Here is a 20,377-nt window from a genome sequence, read left to right as displayed (position 1 = left end):
AATAGGTGTAACGAATGCAAATAAGACAAAAGGGTGCAGTAGTTCTTATGTTGTGCCAGTTTTTCCTATTGGCGGCTTTGGTTTTATCAATGACAAGTGCTACAGCGGTCTTCAGTCAATACAAAAAAGTGCAGAGCGAGGCTGAGTATAGAAAAAGGTTTTGGTTAGTGGAGGCGGGGCTAGAGTGTGCTTTTGCATTGTTTGCTAGTCGGTCTGTTGAAAAGCGTGGTTCGATAAAGCAATTGACCAGCAGGTGTGATTTACCTGCTAATCTTGAAGTGACTTGGGTTTTGGAAACCGAAAAGGGCGAGGAAAACTACTTAATCACTTCAACGATTGGCCGTTTGTCACTTAGTCAGCGGTTAATTGTGTATGAAAAACCAGTATATCGTGTGATTTGGTTAAAAGGGAGTTGGCGTGACTTTGAGTAACTCGCAAAGAGGGTTTGGCCTAATAGAAGTACTTATCTCTATGCTTCTTATCTTATTTTCTGTACTGGGTTTAGTTCGATTACAGATCGAAATTCTTAAAGGGGCTAAGTTGGTTCAGCACCAGCTAATAGCGCTTTACTTAGCTGAATCTAGACTTGAGAAAATGCGAGTAAACGATGAGGTTTCCAATAACCAAACTATAGCGCAACAAATGATCGAGAACACTCGTTTTACGATGACAACGACTACCCTTGGGAAAAACAACGTTACTGGCCTTAAATGGATTAAGGTCGAAGTGATGTGGCACAACACTATGGGGAAACAATATAACGTCGACTTGGTAAGTGCAGTTTATAATCCGAAAAATTGAGGCAGTGAGTCCCTTTTTAGTCGTTAGTGACTGAGTTACAATGTGCCATTAATTTTTACTGGCAACATGGCTTTCTATTGACTACTGACATCAAATTATTCTCAGAACAAGACGAACATTTTATGCGCCAAGCGATATCGCTTGCTCATGAAGCTGAATTGGCAGGAGAGGTGCCTGTAGGTGCGGTCTTGGTAAAAGATGGTGAAGTTATAGCGCAAGGGTTCAATCGATCTATTTGTGATCATGATGCCACTGCTCACGCTGAAATACAGGTACTTAGGCAGGCGGGAAAGGTCTTAGAAAATTATCGATTGTTAGATACCACGTTGTATGTGACGTTAGAGCCATGCCCTATGTGTGCAGGGGCGTTATTACATAGTCGAGTGAAGCGTGTTGTTTTTGGAGCACCGGATTTAAAGGCCGGAGCCGCTGGTACAGTGTTGAATTTATTTGAAACCCAAGCGGCTTATCATTATGCCGATGTAGAAGCTGGGTTATTAGAAAATGAGTGCCGTATTCAACTACAATCCTTCTTTAAGCGTCGGCGAAAAGAAAAAAGAGTTAAAAGTTAAGCGAAACTCTCAAATCAACGGAGAAGGTATTTAGTTAAATGTCTCGCATTGAACATAAGCTCTATGACGCCAAATAACCTTTTTTTATTGTTCGCTAACATTCTTTTTCTGCGGTTAGCGGTAGACGTTTTTGTTGCTAAGGTTTTGGTTTTTTTCTTACAGAGTTCATTATTATCTCCTTTTTTTGCCCAATTCTAGGCTATGTGTTTTTCATTCTTTGTTAGGGTTATTTATAAAGATAGTTTATTACGGAATGATGAACAGACCAGATGAAAAAAAGGCAGATAAAAATTAATTATCTGCCTTTTTACATTTAAGGTTTTGACTCTGACGAGTCTAGTTCTTGTATAGATTCGTCTGGGGTAGGATTGTCAGGTGTTGAGTTTTCTGGCTCTTTTGTTGCTGGCAAAAGGACAGATTGACCTTTCTCTGGGGGCCCAACAAGTTCACCGTTCTGTCTAGGTGGAAGAGGTACGTCAATAACCTGAATGCCTTCAACGTCGATATCTGAACTTAATGCTTGTTGCTTCTCTACGTGACCAATAATAGATTGGTAGTAACGTCTGATATTTTCCACATAGTTTCTTGCTTCATCCCCTCGCGCATAACCGTATCGAGTTTTGCTGTAATATTTACGTTGTTTAAGTAGCGGAAGTCGCTCTTTTACGTCTGCCCATGAGTCTGGATTCGCATTTTGTGAGCGCGTTAATCGGCGTGCATCCAACACATGGCCGTACCCCACATTATATGATGCGAGAGCAAACCAGATTTTTTCATGTTCAGGAATAGAGTCTGGCACTCGTTCAACAATTCCTTGTAAATATTTCACCCCACCTAATATAGATTGTTCAGGGTCTAGACGGTTTTTTACACCCACGAGCTTAGCCGTAGGTAGTGTCAGCATCATCATGCCACGAACCCCTGTAGGTGAAGTTGCTGTAGGGTTCCAATGTGACTCTTGGTAAGAGAGGGCAGCAATTAAGCGCCAATCAAAATTAGCGGCATGCTTTTTAAATAGATCTTCCCATTTTGGCAACTTGCTATCTAAAGCACGAATAAAGGCTCGGGTATCCACGTAATCAAAAGTTTCTACGTGGCCAAAGTATTTTTCCTCTAGTGTGGCCAAGTCACCTGACTGTTTCATTTCACCAAAAAATTCTATTAATAGTGCGTAGAGGCTCTCATCATCGGCTTTTCTCATGTACCAAGAAACTGGTTGATCTTCGGTTAGCTCAAGTGCGAGCGCAATATCTGGGAATAAGCGTTGAGTTAGCGATAGTTCTACTGAATCAGCGATAGTGTAAGAGAGCTCACCAGTTGAAACTTTTTGAAGCAGATCTTTCACATCGGAGTTTTCAGTGGTGTCGTATTGGAGTGTTGGATGATCCACTTTAAGATTTTCTAAAGTTGCAACAAAGTGAGAGTCTGAAACGATAGTCAAAGTTTCATCTGGATTCTTTGCCTGCCTATCGACTAAGTTCTTAATGCTTCTTGGTTTCCAAGAACCGTTTTTATAAACAAGCTGTTGACTCACATAATAATAGGCAGGAGCGGCTCGAAAAGACTTGATTCGTTCAGGGGTTTGGCTTAGCCCTGCCGCAATAATATCGATTTCATTTTTCTTTAACGCAGGAAACAGCCCAGCTAAGCGATAAGCTGGCTTCATTTCCAATTTCACACCCAGCTCATCAGCAAATTGCTTCGCTAACTCGTAGTCTAAGCCTGTTGGGCCATCTGGCCCGATATAATAAGATAGTTGGTTATTCAGAGTACCGACTCTCAATACACCTCGTTCACGGACTTTATCCAATTCACTTTTAGGATCAGATTCGATTTGGCAGCCAGCTAGGAAGAATCCGAACAAGAGAGCCAGAGATATTTTGTACCAACGGTGGATAAAAAGTTTCTGCATTAAAAGGGGGTCTTTATAAGTTGACTACGCTCTTTATAGCAGAGCCGTCATGTTCGGCAAAGAATCATTAAAGAAAACAGTGACTATTTGCACGATTATTAGTCATTTCAAGGATTAGCAGCTAGATTACAAAAAAATGGCGCAAACGGTTGCTTTTGGTGTTACGTCACAAAACATTTTCCTCTATAATACGCCCGCAACAGAGAGGTGAAATTGGCATAAGTTCAAGCGTTCGCTTATAACGCACTGAATTTATTCCAATATCACCTAAATCACTTGCATAAGAGACCTAAGCACATGAGAATTTTGCGCGGCTCCCCAGCTCTTTCTGAGTTCCGAGTTAACAAATTACTAGAACTTTGTCGTGAACAAGATCTGCCTGTTACAGATATTTACGCTGAGTTCATGCACTTTGCCGACTTAACTGCTGACTTAAATGGCGAAGAGGTTGAAAAAGTAGAAAAATTACTTACTTACGGTCCAACTATTCAAGAGCATGAACCTGCTGGTAGCCTTCTTTTAGTTACACCACGCCCTGGGACTATTTCTCCTTGGTCTTCAAAAGCAACTGATATCGCACGCAATTGTGGGTTAGATAAAGTTAAGCGTTTAGAACGCGGTACCGCTTATTATGTTGAATCATCATCTGCACTTTCTCAAGAGCAGTTATCGCAAGTGAAAGCGTTAATACACGACCGAATGATGGAAGTGGTTTTTACTGATATGGATAACGCAGAGCAGTTATTTACGGTTGCGGTTCCAGCTCCGGTTGCGGATGTTGATATTCTATCAGGTGGACAACAAGCCTTAGAAGAAGCGAACATTAGCTTGGGCTTAGCGTTAGCCGACGATGAAATAGACTACCTAGTTGAGAGCTTTACTAATCTGGGCCGTAATCCAAATGATATAGAATTGATGATGTTTGCTCAGGCTAACTCAGAGCACTGTCGTCACAAAATTTTCAATGCTGATTGGACTATCGATGGTGTGGAACAAGAAAAATCATTATTTAAAATGATTAAAAACACCTATGAAACCAACAGCGAACACGTTCTTTCTGCTTATAAAGATAACGCAGCAGTAATGACCGGCTCTCAAGTAGGTCGTTTCTTCCCGAACCCTGATACTCGTCAATATGACTATCACCAAGAACTTGCTCATATTTTGATGAAGGTTGAGACACACAACCACCCAACTGCAATTTCACCGTGGCCAGGTGCAGCAACAGGCTCTGGTGGTGAAATACGCGATGAAGGTGCAACCGGAATTGGTGGTAAACCTAAAGCGGGTTTGGTCGGATTCGCGGTATCTAACCTGCGTATTCCAGGCTTTGAACAACCTTGGGAAACGGATTTTGGTAAGCCTAGCCGTATTGTAAATGCACTCGATATTATGCTGGAAGGCCCTTTGGGTGGCGCGGCATTCAACAACGAATTTGGTCGTCCAAATCTCCTTGGTTATTTCCGTACTTATGAAGAGAAAGTTAACTCTCATAATGGTGAAGAAGTTCGCGGTTACCATAAGCCAATTATGATCGCAGGTGGGTTGGGTAATATTCGTGATGAACATGTGCAGAAAAAAGAGATCCCCGTTGGTGCAAGTTTAATTGTGCTTGGTGGTCCTGCAATGAATATTGGTCTTGGTGGAGGTGCAGCTTCTTCTATGGCTTCTGGTCAATCAGCGGAAGACTTGGATTTTGCTTCTGTTCAGCGTGAAAACCCAGAAATGGAGCGTCGTTGTCAGGAAGTTATTGACCGTTGTTGGCAGATGGGCGAAGAGAACCCAATTGCCTTTATCCACGATGTAGGTGCTGGTGGTATTTCCAACGCATTGCCAGAATTGGTCGATGATGGTGAGCGAGGTGGTAAATTTCAACTGCGCAACGTACCAAATGATGAACCCGGCATGAGCCCATTAGAGATCTGGTGTAATGAATCTCAAGAGCGTTATGTAATGGCTGTCGCACCAGAAAACATGGCGGTTTTCGATGCAATTTGTAAACGAGAACGAGCCCCATATGCGGTCGTTGGTGAAGCAACAGAAGAGCGTCATCTTACTCTAGAAGACTCGCATTTCGATAACACGCCAATTGACATGCCTATGGAAATCCTACTTGGTAAAGCGCCTAAGATGCATCGTGATGCAAAAACGCTGAAAGTAGACAATGCGGCAATGGAGATGGCTGGTATTGAAGTTAATGAAGCACTGGACCGTGTACTTAGGTTACCAACAGTTGCTGAAAAAACGTTCCTTATTACGATTGGTGACCGTTCTGTTACCGGTCTTGTCGCACGTGACCAGATGGTTGGTCCTTGGCAGGTCCCAGTAGCAAACTGTGCGGTAACTGCTGCAAGTTACGATACGTATCATGGCGAAGCAATGTCAATGGGTGAACGTACTCCTGTCGCTCTATTAGATTTTGGGGCATCCGCTCGTTTAGCTGTTGGTGAATCTTTAACAAATATCGCCGCAACGGATATTGGTGATATTAAACATATTAAACTTTCTGCAAACTGGATGTCTCCAGCAGGTCACCCTGGTGAAGATGCAGGCCTTTACGAAGCAGTTAAAGCAGTAGGTGAAGAACTATGTCCTGCATTAGGTCTAACTATTCCAGTTGGTAAAGACTCGATGTCAATGAAGACTAAGTGGGAAGAGAATGGCGAACAAAAAACCGTTACTTCTCCTTTAAGCTTAGTTATTACCGCGTTTGCTCGTATCGAAGACGTACGCAAAACAGTCACTCCTCAATTACGAACGGATAAGGGTGAAACTAGCTTAATTTATATCGACCTAGGCAACGGTAAAAACCGCATGGGGGCAACAGCGTTTGCTCAGGTATACAAAGAGCTAGGTGACAAACCAGCCGATGTAGACAGCGCAGAGCAGCTCAAAGGTTTTTATGATGCTATTCAGACACTCGTCCGTGACGATAAGATCATTGCTTACCACGATAAAGGTGATGGTGGCTTAATCGTAACTTTAGCTGAAATGGCATTTGCTGGTCATTGCGGCTTGAGTGCAGATATAGCGTCTTTAGGAACAGACTCATTATCAGTGTTATTTAACGAAGAGTTAGGTGCCGTGATTCAGGTTCAAACCGAAGCAACGGAATCTGTTCTTTCGACTCTGGCAACCTTTGGATTATCAGAACTTAGTCATGTAATCGGTGAAGTAGAGCAATCAGATAAGATCATTATTAACAGCGATGATACGGTTGTACTGGAACGTTCTCGTACTGAACTTAGGACCATTTGGGCTGAAACAACGCATAAAATGCAAGGGCTTCGCGACAACCCGAAATGTGCAGACCAAGAATTTGCGGCTAAGTCTGATGACAATGACAAGGGGCTTAATGTTGATTTGAGTTTTGACGTGCAAGAAGATGTCGCTGCACCTTATATTCTTAAAGGGGCGAAACCGAAAATGGCGATCTTGCGTGAGCAAGGGGTTAACTCCCATGTCGAAATGGCGGCTGCATTCGATAGAGCAGGGTTTGAAGCTACGGATATACATATGAGTGATATCCTGACAGGTCAAGCGGTGCTTGATGAGTATCAAGGCTTAGCGGCTTGTGGTGGTTTCTCTTATGGTGACGTGTTAGGAGCGGGTGAAGGCTGGGCTAAGTCTATTTTGTTTAACAGCCAAGCGAGAGATCAGTTTGAAGGCTTCTTTAAGCGTGAGGACACGTTCTCACTAGGCGTTTGTAATGGTTGCCAGATGTTATCGAACCTACACGAACTTATCCCTGGAGCGGATTTGTGGCCACGATTTGTTCGCAATGAATCTGAGCGTTTTGAAGCTCGTTTTAGTTTGGTTGAAGTTCAGAAGTCAGACTCTGTCTTCTTTAGTGGTATGGAAGGCTCGCGTATGCCAATCGCCGTTTCTCACGGTGAAGGTCGAGTGGAAGTACGTGATGTCGCTCACCTGAATGCAATTGAAACTTCGGGCACAGTAGCGGTTCGTTACGTTGATAATATAGGTAACCCGACGCAACAATATCCTAATAACCCAAATGGTTCGCCAAACGCAATTACAGGTTTAACCACCACAGATGGCAGAGTTACTATAATGATGCCACACCCGGAACGTGTTTTCCGTACTGTAGCTAACTCTTGGGCTCCAGATTCATGGGGTGAAGATAGCCCATGGATGAGAATGTTCCGTAATGCCCGTGTTAACGTTGGCTAAATAGTTTTAATTGAAAAATAACAGCCCCTAGACTCTATAGTTCAGGGGCTTTTTTTACAGCAATTGTTCTTCTGATATGGTTTAATGCGCCCATTGAAAAGAGTTGTGTCTCTTTTATGTACAGTAAGTAGGAAAGAAAATGAGTACCAGTAAAAAGTTTAGCTATAAAGTTATTGAAAAACGAAATGGTTGGGCTGCCGAAATCGTTCGTCAAGTATCCGCTCAACGTACCGCGGTATCTAAGCGAGAAATGGGTTTTGAAACGGAAGCAGAAGCGATCGCATGGGGTGAAAGAGAATTACCTGCATTTATCGCACTGCAAGCCGAGCGAAATAAGCGAAAATCTGCGCAACGTAAAACTGAAGACGAATAGAATTTGTACCAGTCACATTAATTACATCGCCAAAATGGACTCGACTCTGCAAATCGCTCTGGTGTTCATGTGCGCTTTTAAATGGGCATTTTTTCCTATTTATGTTTGCTACAACGAACTCATTTTGACTGAGCAGTGATTAAAAACAAAAAGGGCAGGCTTTTTTTACGAAAGCCTGCCCTTTGTTTATTCAAATCATTCGTTTTAACGATTCAAATTATTTTTTGGAATGTTTTCTAAAATCGCCACCATTTGCTCCCAGTATAGCGCGACGGTATCGATTTTTACTTTCTCATCAGGAGAGTGTGGGAACTTTATAGTCGGTCCAAAAGAGAGCATATCCATGTTTGGATATGGTTCTTTAAATAGACCACATTCTAGACCCGCATGAATCACCATGATATTTGGCTTTCTACCATAGATGCCTTCATAGGTATCTCTAAAGACGCTCATGATTTCTGAGTTAGCATCAGGTTTCCAACCTGGATAACCACCATTAAACTCAATTTTCGCGTCTGCAAGCTTGGCGACAGAAGTCAGCATACTTTCGACTTGGCTGCGACCAGAATCAATAAGAGAGCGGATCAAGCATAAGACGGTAATCTTATTTTTCTTGGTATTAATTACACCAACATTCAGCGAGGTTTCTACGACACCGTCAATGTCATCACTCATTCGGATAACGCCGTTTGGACATGCATTTAATGCCTGAATAAATCTTCTTTGTGATTCAATGCTGATCATTAGAGAGTTTGTTTCAGCAACCTCGTAGTAAGAAAGAATACCCGTTTCAACTTTACCTAGTTCGGCACGAAGCATATCGGTGAATTCGGTGAAAAGTGCATTAAGCTGACCTTCATTTACCATAGGGAGAGCGACAGTGATAAAGGCTTCGCGAGGGATAGCATTACGTAGGCTACCTCCTCTAAACTCAACGAGTTGAAGTTCCAGTTCTTCGGCGTGGCCAGCGAGAAACCTTGCTAGCAGCTTATTTGCATTGCCACGACCAGTATGGATATCACAGCCTGAATGGCCACCTTTAAGGCCTTTTATAGACAACTCTCTAGTTACGTAACCAGGTGGGATTTCTTCTCTTTTAATATCAAAGGTAAGTGCACCATCAACACCACCAGCGCAGCCCATGTAGACTTCGCCTTCTTGCTCTGAATCTGTGTTTAGAAGAATGTCACCTTCTAACCAGCCGCTTTCTAAGCCAAACGCTCCAGTCATACCCGCTTCTTCATCGATAGTCAGAAGAACCTGTAAAGGACCGTGTTTTATGTCGTCTGATGCGAGCACCGCTAAACAGGACGCCATACCTATACCGTTATCAGCACCAAGTGTTGTACCTTTAGCTGTTACCCATTCACCATCAATATACGGCTTGATAGAATCGGTTGCGAAGTTGTGTTTAGTGTCTTCATTTTTTTGCGGCACCATGTCGATATGTGCTTGAAGAACAACACCTTTGCGGTTTTCCATTCCTTCTGTCGCTGGTTTGTTTATAAATACATTACCAGTCTGGTCTCTTTTAACGTCGAGGTTTTGTTCTTGCGCCCAATTGATAATGTATTGAGCCAACTCTTCTTCGTGTTTAGATGGGTGAGGAATAGAGCAAATTTTATCAAAAAACTGCCAAACTGGTTCAGGTGACAGAGAACTGATTTCCGAGTGATGTTTAGACACAGGTAACTCCTATTTTTGTCCAAAGCTAATTTTTTGCTCAAAGCTTTAATTTTAATACTACCAATAGCGCTACAAAGACATAGTGAAGAGTTGAGCCTTTCTTTTAATAGGATTCAACGGTCATCGCTAAGAATGATTCAATCTTTGGCGGAATATAGAAAGTTGGCATCATATCACCCAGACTTTCGTTACTAAAGTGGAATCATTCGGAGATATGAAGTGAGCAAGCAGAGCCTGCGAAGAAATGGATTTTAATATGTAATTTTATAACGTAATAAAATGGTCATATATAAATAAACGTGATCGCGATCACTTAATATGTTGTAATTTAATTTCATTGTGGTATAGTGACCGCATCTTCCAATACGAAGACTTATTGCTCAAAGGATGAGCCCGAATATCGCCTCCAAGGAACCGAGAACATTAATTGTTAATTAAATTAAAGGTGATAGATATGCATGGTTTAGTTTCTACAACATTTTGGGCGTCAAACTCTGTTTATACCCGAAATTTTCAGTATCCAAGCAGCTTCGGTTATTAATTGTAACCGAGCTATTGTGATTTGAACGTAAAGTTCGCCCCCAATATTTGAATTTTTGGCAACCAACGCGGTTGTTCTGATTCAAGCGCTACTTTAACTAAAGTGGCGTTTTTTTTATCTTTTTTATGTAATGCATTACATTTTGTTGTTGTTATCCCCAATTGGTATTGATTACTATTCTTAATCCTCATTTATTACTGCTAATCTACAGAAAATCATACCAATCCTATCAGTTAATTGTTTAGCGGGATAAAAAAACACCATATTTTCAATGTAAGGATTATCTTGTTTTAATTCTTTTAAAATAGATGGTTAGTATCTGTTTTCTGTGTTGTTTGACCCATTTGTTTGGGCGTTCATCAATAAAATACCATTTTTAATCTGAATCCTGCTGGAAATTGCTATTTGATAACTTTATAATTCGCGCCAATCGGTGACGCAATCGTTTACTTTATTTTTTTAAAATCTATTTTAGGAACTAATTATGCTGGAAAAGCTATTTAAACTTAGTGAGAACAAAACTGATGTTCGAACTGAAGTTATCGCAGGTGTGACAACCTTTTTAACAATGGCTTACATCATTTTTGTAAACCCTGCGATCTTATCTGAAACTGGGATGGATCGTGGTGCCGTATTTGTTGCTACCTGTCTAGCCGCGGCTATTGGTTGCTTCATCATGGGTATTGTTGCTAACTATCCTATTGCTCAAGCTCCAGGTATGGGCTTAAATGCATTTTTTACTTATTCTGTGGTTTTTGGAATGGGTTATACATGGCAAGTTGCTCTTGCTGCCGTGTTTGTTTCTGGTCTTCTGTTCATTTTATTGAGTGTTTTCAAGATTCGTGAGTGGATCATCCACTCTATTCCAATGTCCCTGAGAACCGGTATTTCTGCTGGTATAGGTCTATTTTTAGCCTTCATTGCATTACAAGGTTCTGGCATTGTTGGCGATAACCCAGCAACACTAGTTTCTATTGGGTCTGTCACATCTGTTCAAGCTATTCTCGCTGCTGTCGGTTTTTTTATTACTATCGCGTTAGTACACCGTGGCTTTAAAGCCGCAGTAATGATTGCGATTCTTATCGTAACGGTACTTGGTATACTATTTGGTGACGTTCAGTATCACGGTGTTTTCTCTATGCCTCCAAGTATCGCACCTACCTTTATGCAGTTAGATTTTAGTGCCATATTCGAAGTAGGTATGATTTCTGTTGTATTTGCTTTCTTATTTGTCGATCTGTTTGATACTGCGGGAACTTTAGTTGGTGTAGCGACAAAAGCAGACCTCATCAAAGAAGATGGAAAGTTACCTCGCCTAAATCGTGCTCTACTGGCTGACTCTACAGCAACCTCAGTTGGTGCGTTATTAGGTACATCTAACACAACCTCTTATATTGAAAGTGTTTCTGGTGTTTCTGCTGGTGGTCGTACAGGATTAACTGCAGTTGTCGTTGGCATTTTATTCTTACTTGCATTATTCTTCTCGCCATTAGCAGGTATGATCCCGGCATATGCGACATCTGGTGCTCTATTTTATGTAGCAATTTTAATGATGTCTGGGTTGGTATCTATCGACTGGCGTGATTTGACTGAAGCCGCTCCTGTAGTGGTTACTTGTCTGCTTATGCCTCTTACTTACTCTATTGCTGATGGTATCGCACTAGGCTTTATCGCTTATGCCGCTATCAAAGGTTTGAGTGGCAAAGGTCGTGAAGTACCAGCTAGTGTTTGGGTTCTTGCTGTCGTTTTTGCATTAAAATTTGCTTTCGCTTAATCATAAAAATAAGCGTTAAAAGATCAAACAGGTTAATAATAATATGAGTAACAAATTCATCATTACTTGGGACAATATGCAGATGTATTGTCGTCAACTGGCTGAGAAGCAGATGCCTGCTGAACAGTGGAAAGGCATTCTCGGTGTGAGCCGTGGTGGTTTGGTTCCTGCGGCGATCTTGGCCCGTGAACTTGGTATTCGCTACGTGGATACTATCTGTATCTCTAGCTACGATCATGATCATCAACGTGATATGACCGTTGTTAAAGCACCAGAAGGCGATGGTGAAGGCTTCCTCATCGTTGATGACCTTGTTGATAGTGGTGATACTGCGCGTAAGATTCGTGAAATGTACCCTAAAGCAAAATTCGTTACGGTAAGCGCTAAACCTGCCGGTGCTCATCTAGTGGATGAATATATTGTCGATATTGCGCAAGACACTTGGATTGAGCAACCTTGGGATATGGAAATCGCTTACGTAGACCCAATTAATAAAAAATAGCCATTAATTGAGACAAATTTGAAAATGCTCCTGATTAGGAGCATTTTTTTTATATGATGTAAATAATTGCGGCCTAACACAGTAGTGACCATGTCTGACAGTAATCAAAACTTATCCGAAACGCTTTTCAAAAAACACAAACAAGCGAAAGAAACCTCTAGCTTGATTAATTATATGCCGAGTAGTGTTAAGTTTCTCGAAGAGAAGAAAAACAAGACAATTACGCGTGGTATCGTAATATTCGCCGCTATCAATGGATATGGCAGGGGATAGATCCCATCGAGCAAGAGGAAGTGTTGGCCAAGATCGCATCTTCTAAGCACTCAAGAACAGAAGATCAATGGTTAGATACCGTGATTGGTTTTCGTTCGGGTAACTGGGCTTATGAATGGACACAGCTTGGAATGCGCCATCAGAAACTTGCTGCTACGTTAGAAGGAGAGCAAGCGTCGGATGAGTTTTTCTATGCTAGCCTTTGCTACAGTATTGCCGGTTATCCTCATCTCAAAGGAGATAGCTTAGCGATTCAAGCTCAAGTGTTAGCAAATTCGGCGCATGATGAAGCAATGAAGACGAGTCAATACGTCACTCGCCAGTTTGAAGTGCCTTTTCAGGAAAAAAATACAGGCAAACCTGCACCTCCCTAATACAGATAAACCTCAACCTGTGGTGATGGTTAGCTCCGGTCTGGATAGTTTAAAAACCGACCTTTGGCGTGTATTTAAAGACTACCTAGCTCCCATGGGAATAGGGATGCTGACAATTGATATGCCAGCTATTGGTACAAGTAACCATTGGCAGTTAACTGAAGATTCTTGCAAATTACATCGTGCTGTTTTGAATGAACTTCCTAACTTACCTTGGGTAGATCACCATAATGTTGGTTTATTGGGTTATCGTTTTGGTGGAAATGCAATGTTGAGGTTGGCATTTATAGAGCCCGATAAGGTTAAAGCATGCGTTGTAATGGGGGCACCACTCCACGATATTTTTTCTTCACCTGACAAAGTGAAGAACATGCCTAAGATGTATTTAGATGTGCTTGCGTCACGCTTAGGAAAAAATGCTGTCGATGTACATAGTTTGTCGGGGCAAATGATGGCGTGGTCACTTAAAGTCCAAGGCTTTTTAACCAGTAAGCGTACAAAAGTACCGGTCTTAGCATTATCTTTGGAAGGTGACCCAGTGTCGCCGTATTCCGATAATAGACTTGCCGCACTTTTCAGTCATTATGGAAAATCTAAGAAAATTTCATCGAAGTCATTGTCCGTTGGGTATGAGCAAGCGCTCGATTTAGCGATCAAATGGCTCGAAGATGAGTTAATTTGATAGCAGTTTCATTGTTTTATGTATAGCATAGAAGTGTTGCGCAACATTTGGCATAAGAAAATCAAAACAATAATTATATCGATATGGAGTATCGTATGGCGAACAAGGTGGTTAGCCCAACTCATTTCCGATTGATAACGGCATTACGAGCAATAGGGCCTTATCTTAGAGAGTCTGAGTCACAAGATGGCAAGTATTTATTCGATTGTCTTTCTGTCTGTGTTGATGACAAAAAATCCCCGGAATTACGTGAGTTTTGGGGATGGTGGATGGAACTAGACTCTTCTAGAGAAGAGGAAGTTGTAAATGGTTTTGTCGCTAAGTTTCAAGTCGGAAAATATGACACAGAAGGTAATTGGCAAACGGTGAGCGTACCAAAGAAATTCAAGGTAGAAGTCGCCAGAACTCAAGAAGAGTTTTTGAAGAAACTGAGTAAAGTGCTCGAAGAGCGTTTTGCACTAGAGTTTACCCTCCATGACGAGTCTGAAGAATTCGTCTGATTTGCCTTTTTTGAGATAAAAAAGCATTTTCAAAGTAAATATTATCAAAAAGGCGCATTTATGCGCCTTTTCTGCTTGTGCTATTTAGGATGGATTGTTAAAACATCTTTTCGAATTCAAAATTTATGTAGTAAGGCAAATGACAATTCAACAGAGCGGAAAAGCATTACAACCTAAAACGGTGGTAGTAAAGCTTGGGACCAGTGTACTCACTGGTGGTACCTTGGAATTAGATAAAGCTCATATGGTTGAGCTGGTTCGCCAATGTGCTCAACTTAAACAGCAAGGGCATTCAGTTGTAATGGTTTCTTCGGGAGCCATTGCTGCAGGTCGTGAGCATTTAGGTTACCCCGCACTTCCCAACTCAATGGCGAGTAAGCAGATGCTTGCGGCGGTAGGTCAAAGCCAATTGATTCAGGTTTGGGAGTCGTTGTTTGCTATTTATGGCTTAAAAATCGGACAGATGTTGCTTACTCGAGCTGATCTCGATGACCGTGAGCGCTTCCTTAATGCCCGTGACACAATTAATGCACTCATTGACCATGATATTATCCCCATTGTGAATGAAAATGATGCTGTCGCGACCTCTGAAATAAAAGTCGGCGATAATGATAATCTTTCGGCGCTTGTAGGGATTTTGTGTGGTGCAGATAAGTTATTACTGCTAACCGATCAACCCGGTTTATTTACTGCAGATCCAAGGAAAAATCCCGATGCTAAATTAATACGGGAAGTAACCACTATAGATGAAACGCTGCGCAAAATAGCAGGTGGTAGTGGAACAACACTCGGAACAGGTGGAATGGCCACTAAGTTACAGGCTGCAGATATTGCCAGAAGAGCGGGTATTGAAGTTATTATTGCAGCAGGTAGTGCGGATAACGTCGTAGCAACGTCTATCAGCAATGAGCCGCATGGTACTAAATTTGTTGCCTTGCCAGAAGCGTTAGAGAATCGAAAGCGTTGGATTCTTGCTGGCCCAACCGCATCCGGTGACATTGTTATTGATGATGGAGCAGTGAAAGCGGTAGTTGAAAGAGGCAGTAGCCTGTTAGGTAAAGGAATAATTAAGGTTACCGGGCAGTTTGCTCGTGGCGAAGTTGCAAGGGTTAAGAACAGTACGGGCCAGCTTGTGGCAAAAGGTATTGTTAGTTATTCCAATAAAGATTTGATCAAAATAATTGGCAAACATAGCAAAGATATCAATGCGATTTTAGGCTATGAGTATGGATCAGAAGTGATTCATCGTGACGATCTTGTCGTTATAAAAGAGTAATTCGCCAATTTTTTATCCCCAGTACAGGGTATTTAGAGTTTAGAAATAAGGAAGAGACGTGGAACTAATTAAAATGGGACAAGCAGCCAAAGACGCTGCTTTTCATCTTGCGACTGCCCCTACAGCGCAAAAAAACAGAGCGCTCGCCATTATTGCTGATGAGCTAGAAGCAAATTCTGACACTATTCTTGCTGCAAATGCGAAAGATATCGACAAAGGTCGTGAGGCTGGATTGACAGAAGCGTTACTCGATCGTCTTTTGCTCAATGAAATGCGATTAAAGGGCATAGCGAATGACGTCAGAAACGTAATTGGTTTAAATGATCCTGTGGGTAGTGAGATCGATAGTAAGGTATTAGAGAATGGTATGTCTCTGTCACGCCGTCGTGTACCGCTCGGAGTAGTTGGGGTTATTTATGAAGCGCGTCCAAATGTAACGATTGATATAGCGGCCCTGTGTCTTAAAACAGGTAATGCCAGCATCCTACGTGGTGGTAAAGAGACTTTCTATTCAAACATGGAGCTGGTTAAAGTTATCCAGTTAGCACTAGAGAAGGCCGAATTACCGGCAGCATCCGTTCAATATATTGAAAAGCCAGATCGTGAATTGGTTTCTCAGCTGCTAAAGCTTGATGATTATGTGGATATGATTATTCCAAGAGGTGGTGCTGGATTGCACAAAATGTGTAAAGAGAACAGCACAATACCAGTAATTATTGGAGGCTTTGGTATTAGTCATATCTTTGTTGATGAGAGTGCGGATTTAGAAAAATCTCTGTTAGTGGTTGAAAATGCCAAAGTACAAAGGCCTTCTGCGTGTAATTCTTTAGATACCTTATTGGTCCACGAAAAAGTGGCAAAAGACTTTTTACCAATGCTTGCCAATAAACTTAATGGCAAGGTTGCTCTTGTAGCCGAGGAAAAAGCAAAATGTCATTTATCCAATGCTAAGGATTTGAGAGACGTTCAAGAAGGTGATTTTGATACCGAGTGGTTAGCCTTCACGCTAGGTGTCAAAGTGGTTGATGATGTTCGTGAAGCAGTTGAACACATGCGTATTCATAATGCGAGTCACTCTGATGCGATCATGACGAATAGTATTGAAAGTGCCGAGTTATTTATTAACTCGGTTGGCTCTGCTGCGGTATATGTAAATGCGTCAACTCGATTTACTGATGGTGCACAATTTGGGCTTGGAGCTGAGGTGGCAGTATCGACTCAAAAGTTACACGCTAGGGGACCGATGGGACTAGAAGAACTGACCAGCTATAAATGGGTCGGTAAAGCGAATTATTTGGCTCGTCCGTAGTGAGCCTTTATTTTGTGTTCTAAGAGTGTAAACACCTTTAGAACAGTACATGTGTAAAAGGGGGCTCTATCACAGAGCCTCCTTTTGTTTCACTCGCCACTATTTTTTAATTCCGTTAAACTAGTGGACTAATTAATAGTTTAACTAAATCTGGAGGTAGTATGCATTGCCCGTTTTGTTCTGAGAATGACACAAAAGTGATCGACTCTAGGTTGGTGGCCGACGGTCATCAGGTTCGTCGCCGTCGTCAGTGTTTAGCCTGTAAAGAACGATTTACCACGTTTGAGAGTGCTGAATTAGTGATGCCAAAGGTAATAAAATCAAATGGTAATCGCGAACCATACAATGAGGACAAAATGGTTGGCGGCATCCAACGAGCTTTAGAGAAACGCCCGGTTAGTGCTGACTCTATAGAGCTTGCAATCAGTAATATAAAATCGAAACTTCGAGCCACAGGTGAGCGTGAAGTGCCAAGTAAAATGATTGGTAACTTGGTGATGGATCAGCTTAGAGAGTTAGATAAAGTGGCTTACATTCGTTTTGCTTCGGTATATAGAAGTTTTGAAGATATTAGAGAGTTTGGTGAAGAAATTGCCAAGCTAGAAGACTAATGTCTAAGCAAGAGTTTAGTATGAAGCCATCTTTTACTGCATTTGATTATCAAATGATGGCGCGGGCCATCGAACTAGCTAAAAAAGGTTTATATACAACGGCGCCTAATCCTAATGTTGGGTGTGTCATTGTACGTGATGCAAAAGTAGTTGGTGAAGGTTTTCATTACCGAGCTGGTGAGCCTCACGCTGAAGTATTTGCCTTAAGAGAGGCTCAAGAAAAAGCGCAAGGTGCAACGGCTTACGTGACTTTAGAACCGTGTTCTCATTTTGGACGTACTCCACCCTGCGCAGAAGCACTGGTGAAGGCAAAGGTCGGAAAAGTTATCTGTGCAATGCAAGATCCAAACCCGCAGGTAGCCGGAAGGGGTATTAAAATACTGCAAGAAGCGGGTATTGAGGTTCAGGTAGGATTACTTGAGAGTGACTCTGAAGCGCTTAATCCTGGTTTTATTAAGCAGATGAAAACAGGAATGCCGTTTGTACAATTGAAACTCGCTGCGAGTTTAGATGGTAAAACAGCACTTAAAAACGGGGTTAGCCAATGGATAACTTCGCCCGAAGCTCGAAAGGATGTTCAATCATTCAGAGCCAAAGCAGGCGCTGTATTGTCCACAAGTAAAACCGTGATTGATGATAATGCCTCACTAAATGTGCGCTGGAATGATTTACCTTCTTCAATCCAGAATCAATACCCTAAAATCAACCTTCGACAACCTAAAAGAGCGATACTAGATAAAAATTTAGTGCTCACAAATAACCTTAAATTATTTCAATCCGATGGCGAAATAATTACGATATCGGATTCGGCCATAGAGGCTAGCTCAACCCAATCTCATATTTCTGTCTCTCTGGATAAAGAGGGACAGCTTTGCCTTGATGAAGTACTTGAACAGCTCAATAAACAACAGCAGATAAACCATATTTGGGTAGAAGCTGGAGCAACCTTAGCGGCGAGTTTTTTAAAACAGAATTTAGTCGATGAGCTCATTATCTATTTGGCTCCTAAATTAATGGGAACTGACGGGCGTGGACTGGTTAATCTGCTAGGTTTAGAGAGTATGGATCAAGTTATCGATTTAGAGATTAAAGATATTCGTATGGTCGGGTCTGATATACGAGTTGTCGCAACGGTAAAACAGGAAAGTTAAAAAGTCATGTTTACAGGAATTATAGAGGCAGTAGGAAAGTTGACGGCTATTACTGCGAAGGGCGAAGATATATCTATTACTGTTGATAGCGGTAAATTGGATATGTCCGACGTTAAACTCGGTGACAGTATTGCAACCAACGGTGTGTGTCTAACGGTTGTTGCTTTTGGACCTCACAGTTATACCGCTGATCTTTCGTTGGAAACCTTGAATCTGACAGGTTTCACCCAATATAAAGTTGGAGATAAAGTAAACCTGGAAAAAGCGATGCTTCCTACAACACGCTTTGGTGGACATATTGTATCTGGTCATGTGGATGGTGTAGGTACGATTGTTGAACGTAATCAGGTTGGCAGGGCGATTGAGTTTTGGGTCGACATGCCTATAGATATAACCAAGTACGTTGCATATAAAGGCTCGATTACCGTTGATGGAATTAGCTTGACGGTGAATGAACTGAGAAAAAATGCCTTTAAATTGACGATTGTCCCTCATACTTCAGAAGAGACGACAATGGATCATTTTCAAGTAGGCAGAAAAGTTAACTTAGAAGTAGATGTATTAGCAAGATATATGGAACGCTTACTTCAGGGAAGTTCAGAACAGCAACCTGAATCTAAAATTACAATGGATTTTTTACAACAAAATGGGTTTGCTTAAATCTATTTTGTGCACTGAGAAAAGATAGGACGACGACAATGCCAATTAGTACGCCAACAGAAATTATTGAAGATATTCGTTTAGGAAAAATGGTCATTCTTATGGATGATGAGGATCGTGAGAATGAAGGCGACATTATTATGGCAGCTGAGCATATCACACCTGAAGCTATCAACTTTATGGCGACACATGGCCGTGGCCTTATATGTCTAACCATGACAAAGGATCGATGCGTCAACCTTGGTCTTGCGCCAATGGTTCAAGATAACAACGCTCAATATACGACAAATTTCACTGTTTCTATTGAAGCGGCTGAAGGCGTAACTACTGGTATTTCAGCATCAGACCGCGCAGTCACTGTTCTTGCGGCAGTCGCAAAAGATGCAAAAGCGGCCGATCTTGTTCAGCCGGGACATATCTTTCCCTTAACAGCTCAAGATGGTGGTGTACTTACTCGTGCTGGTCATACGGAAGCTGGCTGTGATCTAGCGCGTTTAGCTGGTCTTGAACCATCATCTGTTATTGTCGAAATCCTAAATGAAGATGGCAGTATGGCTCGTCGTCCGGATTTGGAAGTATTTTCAGAAAAACACGATATAAAAGTGGGCACCATCGCGGATCTAATTGAATATCGTAATAATACAGAAACGACCATCGAGCGTGTTGCTGAGTGCAAGCTTCCAACTGAATTTGGTGACTTTGATTTGGTTACTTACCGTGACACGATCGATAACGAAATTCACTATGCTCTTCGTAAAGGTGACGTCGTTGCTGATGAGCCTTGTTTGGTTCGCGTACACTTAAACGATGTGTTTACTGATTTACTTCGTTCAAATAGAAATGCAGATCGCAGTTGGACGTTGGATATGGCAATGAAACGTATCGGAGAAGAAGGGGGTATTTTAGTCATTTTAGGTCATGAAGAGTCTGCAGATTTGCTTATTCACCGTGTAAAAATGTTTGAGCAACAAGATAAAGGCGAAGCGCCTACAATGGCCAAAAAACAAGGTACTTCTAGACGTGTTGGTGTTGGGTCTCAGATCCTTTCTGACATGGGCGTAAATAAAATGAAACTGTTATCTTCTAGCGATAAACGTTACCACGCATTAGGTGGGTTTGGTTTGGAAGTCGTTGAGTACGTAACGGAATAATATTCTATTTATCAGCTATACCGGAAGTTGCAGCAACG

General features: G+C 41.8%; 15 protein-coding genes and 2 pseudogenes. 15 read left to right on the top strand and 2 right to left on the bottom strand.

Annotation, left to right across the window (positions count from 1 at the left end; genetic code table 11):
• Window positions 1–14 precede the first annotated feature (14 nt).
• The 3 genes from PGX00_RS13785 (at window position 15) to tadA (ending at window position 1,373) form a co-directional block, all read left to right on the top strand.
• Window positions 15–431 (top strand): hypothetical protein, encoded by a 417-nt coding sequence (locus PGX00_RS13785; protein WP_272137381.1) that lies wholly within the window; start codon window positions 15–17, stop codon window positions 429–431.
• A complete protein-coding gene (locus PGX00_RS13780; protein ID WP_272137379.1) occupies window positions 418–801 on the top strand; it encodes a type IV pilus modification PilV family protein in 384 nt (127 codons plus the stop codon). Before PGX00_RS13785 ends, PGX00_RS13780 begins: the two co-directional genes overlap by 14 nt.
• A gap of 77 nt (window positions 802–878) precedes the next feature.
• A complete protein-coding gene (gene tadA, locus PGX00_RS13775; RefSeq protein WP_272137377.1) occupies window positions 879–1,373 on the top strand; it encodes a tRNA adenosine(34) deaminase TadA in 495 nt (164 codons plus the stop codon).
• A 313-nt stretch (window positions 1,374–1,686) separates the two neighbouring features.
• Here the strand turns inward: tadA and mltF are convergent, their stop codons facing one another.
• Window positions 1,687–3,285: a membrane-bound lytic murein transglycosylase MltF gene (gene mltF, locus PGX00_RS13770; protein ID WP_272137375.1), complete on the bottom strand. Its 1,599-nt coding sequence runs from the start codon at window positions 3,283–3,285 to the stop codon at window positions 1,687–1,689.
• Window positions 3,286–3,582: 297 nt separating this feature from the next.
• Here mltF and purL point away from each other — a divergent pair, with 297 nt between their 5' ends.
• The gene (purL, locus tag PGX00_RS13765; RefSeq protein ID WP_272137373.1) at window positions 3,583–7,476 is read left to right on the top strand and encodes a phosphoribosylformylglycinamidine synthase; all 3,894 of its coding nucleotides are present in this window, start codon (window positions 3,583–3,585) and stop codon (window positions 7,474–7,476) included.
• A gap of 139 nt (window positions 7,477–7,615) precedes the next feature.
• Window positions 7,616–7,846, top strand: a pseudogene (locus PGX00_RS13760) (DUF3622 domain-containing protein); the annotation flags it as partial.
• 207 nt (window positions 7,847–8,053) lie between these two features.
• Here PGX00_RS13760 and PGX00_RS13755 read toward each other — a convergent pair.
• Window positions 8,054–9,535, bottom strand: a complete 1,482-nt coding sequence (locus PGX00_RS13755) for an aminoacyl-histidine dipeptidase (RefSeq protein WP_272137371.1) — start codon at window positions 9,533–9,535, stop codon at window positions 8,054–8,056.
• Window positions 9,536–10,560: 1,025 nt separating this feature from the next.
• Here PGX00_RS13755 and PGX00_RS13750 point away from each other — a divergent pair.
• The 10 genes and pseudogenes from PGX00_RS13750 (at window position 10,561) to ribBA (ending at window position 20,339) form a co-directional block, all read left to right on the top strand.
• Window positions 10,561–11,850, top strand: coding sequence for an NCS2 family permease (locus PGX00_RS13750; protein ID WP_272137369.1), 1,290 nt, complete (start codon window positions 10,561–10,563; stop codon window positions 11,848–11,850).
• A 43-nt stretch (window positions 11,851–11,893) separates the two neighbouring features.
• Window positions 11,894–12,352, top strand: a complete 459-nt coding sequence (gpt, locus tag PGX00_RS13745) for a xanthine phosphoribosyltransferase (RefSeq protein WP_272137367.1) — start codon at window positions 11,894–11,896, stop codon at window positions 12,350–12,352.
• Window positions 12,353–12,442: 90 nt separating this feature from the next.
• Window positions 12,443–13,681 (top strand): annotated as a pseudogene (frsA, locus tag PGX00_RS13740) (esterase FrsA).
• Window positions 13,682–13,776: 95 nt separating this feature from the next.
• Window positions 13,777–14,181, top strand: a complete 405-nt coding sequence (gene crl / locus PGX00_RS13735) for a sigma factor-binding protein Crl (RefSeq protein WP_272137365.1) — start codon at window positions 13,777–13,779, stop codon at window positions 14,179–14,181.
• A gap of 139 nt (window positions 14,182–14,320) precedes the next feature.
• The gene (gene proB, locus PGX00_RS13730; protein ID WP_272137363.1) at window positions 14,321–15,457 is read left to right on the top strand and encodes a glutamate 5-kinase; all 1,137 of its coding nucleotides are present in this window, start codon (window positions 14,321–14,323) and stop codon (window positions 15,455–15,457) included.
• 58 nt (window positions 15,458–15,515) lie between these two features.
• A complete protein-coding gene (locus tag PGX00_RS13725) occupies window positions 15,516–16,766 on the top strand; it encodes a glutamate-5-semialdehyde dehydrogenase (protein WP_272137360.1) in 1,251 nt (416 codons plus the stop codon).
• A gap of 161 nt (window positions 16,767–16,927) precedes the next feature.
• Window positions 16,928–17,377 carry a transcriptional regulator NrdR gene (gene nrdR, locus PGX00_RS13720; RefSeq protein ID WP_272137358.1) on the top strand — a complete coding sequence of 150 codons (450 nt, stop codon included), beginning with the start codon at window positions 16,928–16,930 and terminating at the stop codon, window positions 17,375–17,377.
• A 20-nt stretch (window positions 17,378–17,397) separates the two neighbouring features.
• On the top strand, window positions 17,398–18,528 hold the full coding sequence (gene ribD / locus PGX00_RS13715; RefSeq protein ID WP_272137326.1) for a bifunctional diaminohydroxyphosphoribosylaminopyrimidine deaminase/5-amino-6-(5-phosphoribosylamino)uracil reductase RibD: 1,131 nt from the start codon (window positions 17,398–17,400) through the stop codon (window positions 18,526–18,528).
• A gap of 6 nt (window positions 18,529–18,534) precedes the next feature.
• On the top strand, window positions 18,535–19,188 hold the full coding sequence (locus PGX00_RS13710) for a riboflavin synthase (RefSeq protein ID WP_272137323.1): 654 nt from the start codon (window positions 18,535–18,537) through the stop codon (window positions 19,186–19,188).
• A gap of 38 nt (window positions 19,189–19,226) precedes the next feature.
• Entirely contained in the window at window positions 19,227–20,339 is a 1,113-nt protein-coding gene (gene ribBA, locus PGX00_RS13705) for a bifunctional 3,4-dihydroxy-2-butanone-4-phosphate synthase/GTP cyclohydrolase II (RefSeq protein ID WP_272137321.1), read from the top strand.
• Window positions 20,340–20,377: the final 38 nt, after the last annotated feature.

The organism is Vibrio algarum (assembly GCF_028204155.1).
GTDB classification, from domain to species: Bacteria; Pseudomonadota; Gammaproteobacteria; order Enterobacterales; family Vibrionaceae; genus Vibrio; species Vibrio algarum.
The sequence above is the reverse complement of the archived record's forward strand: the minus strand, read 5'-3'. Positions and strand labels throughout refer to the sequence as shown.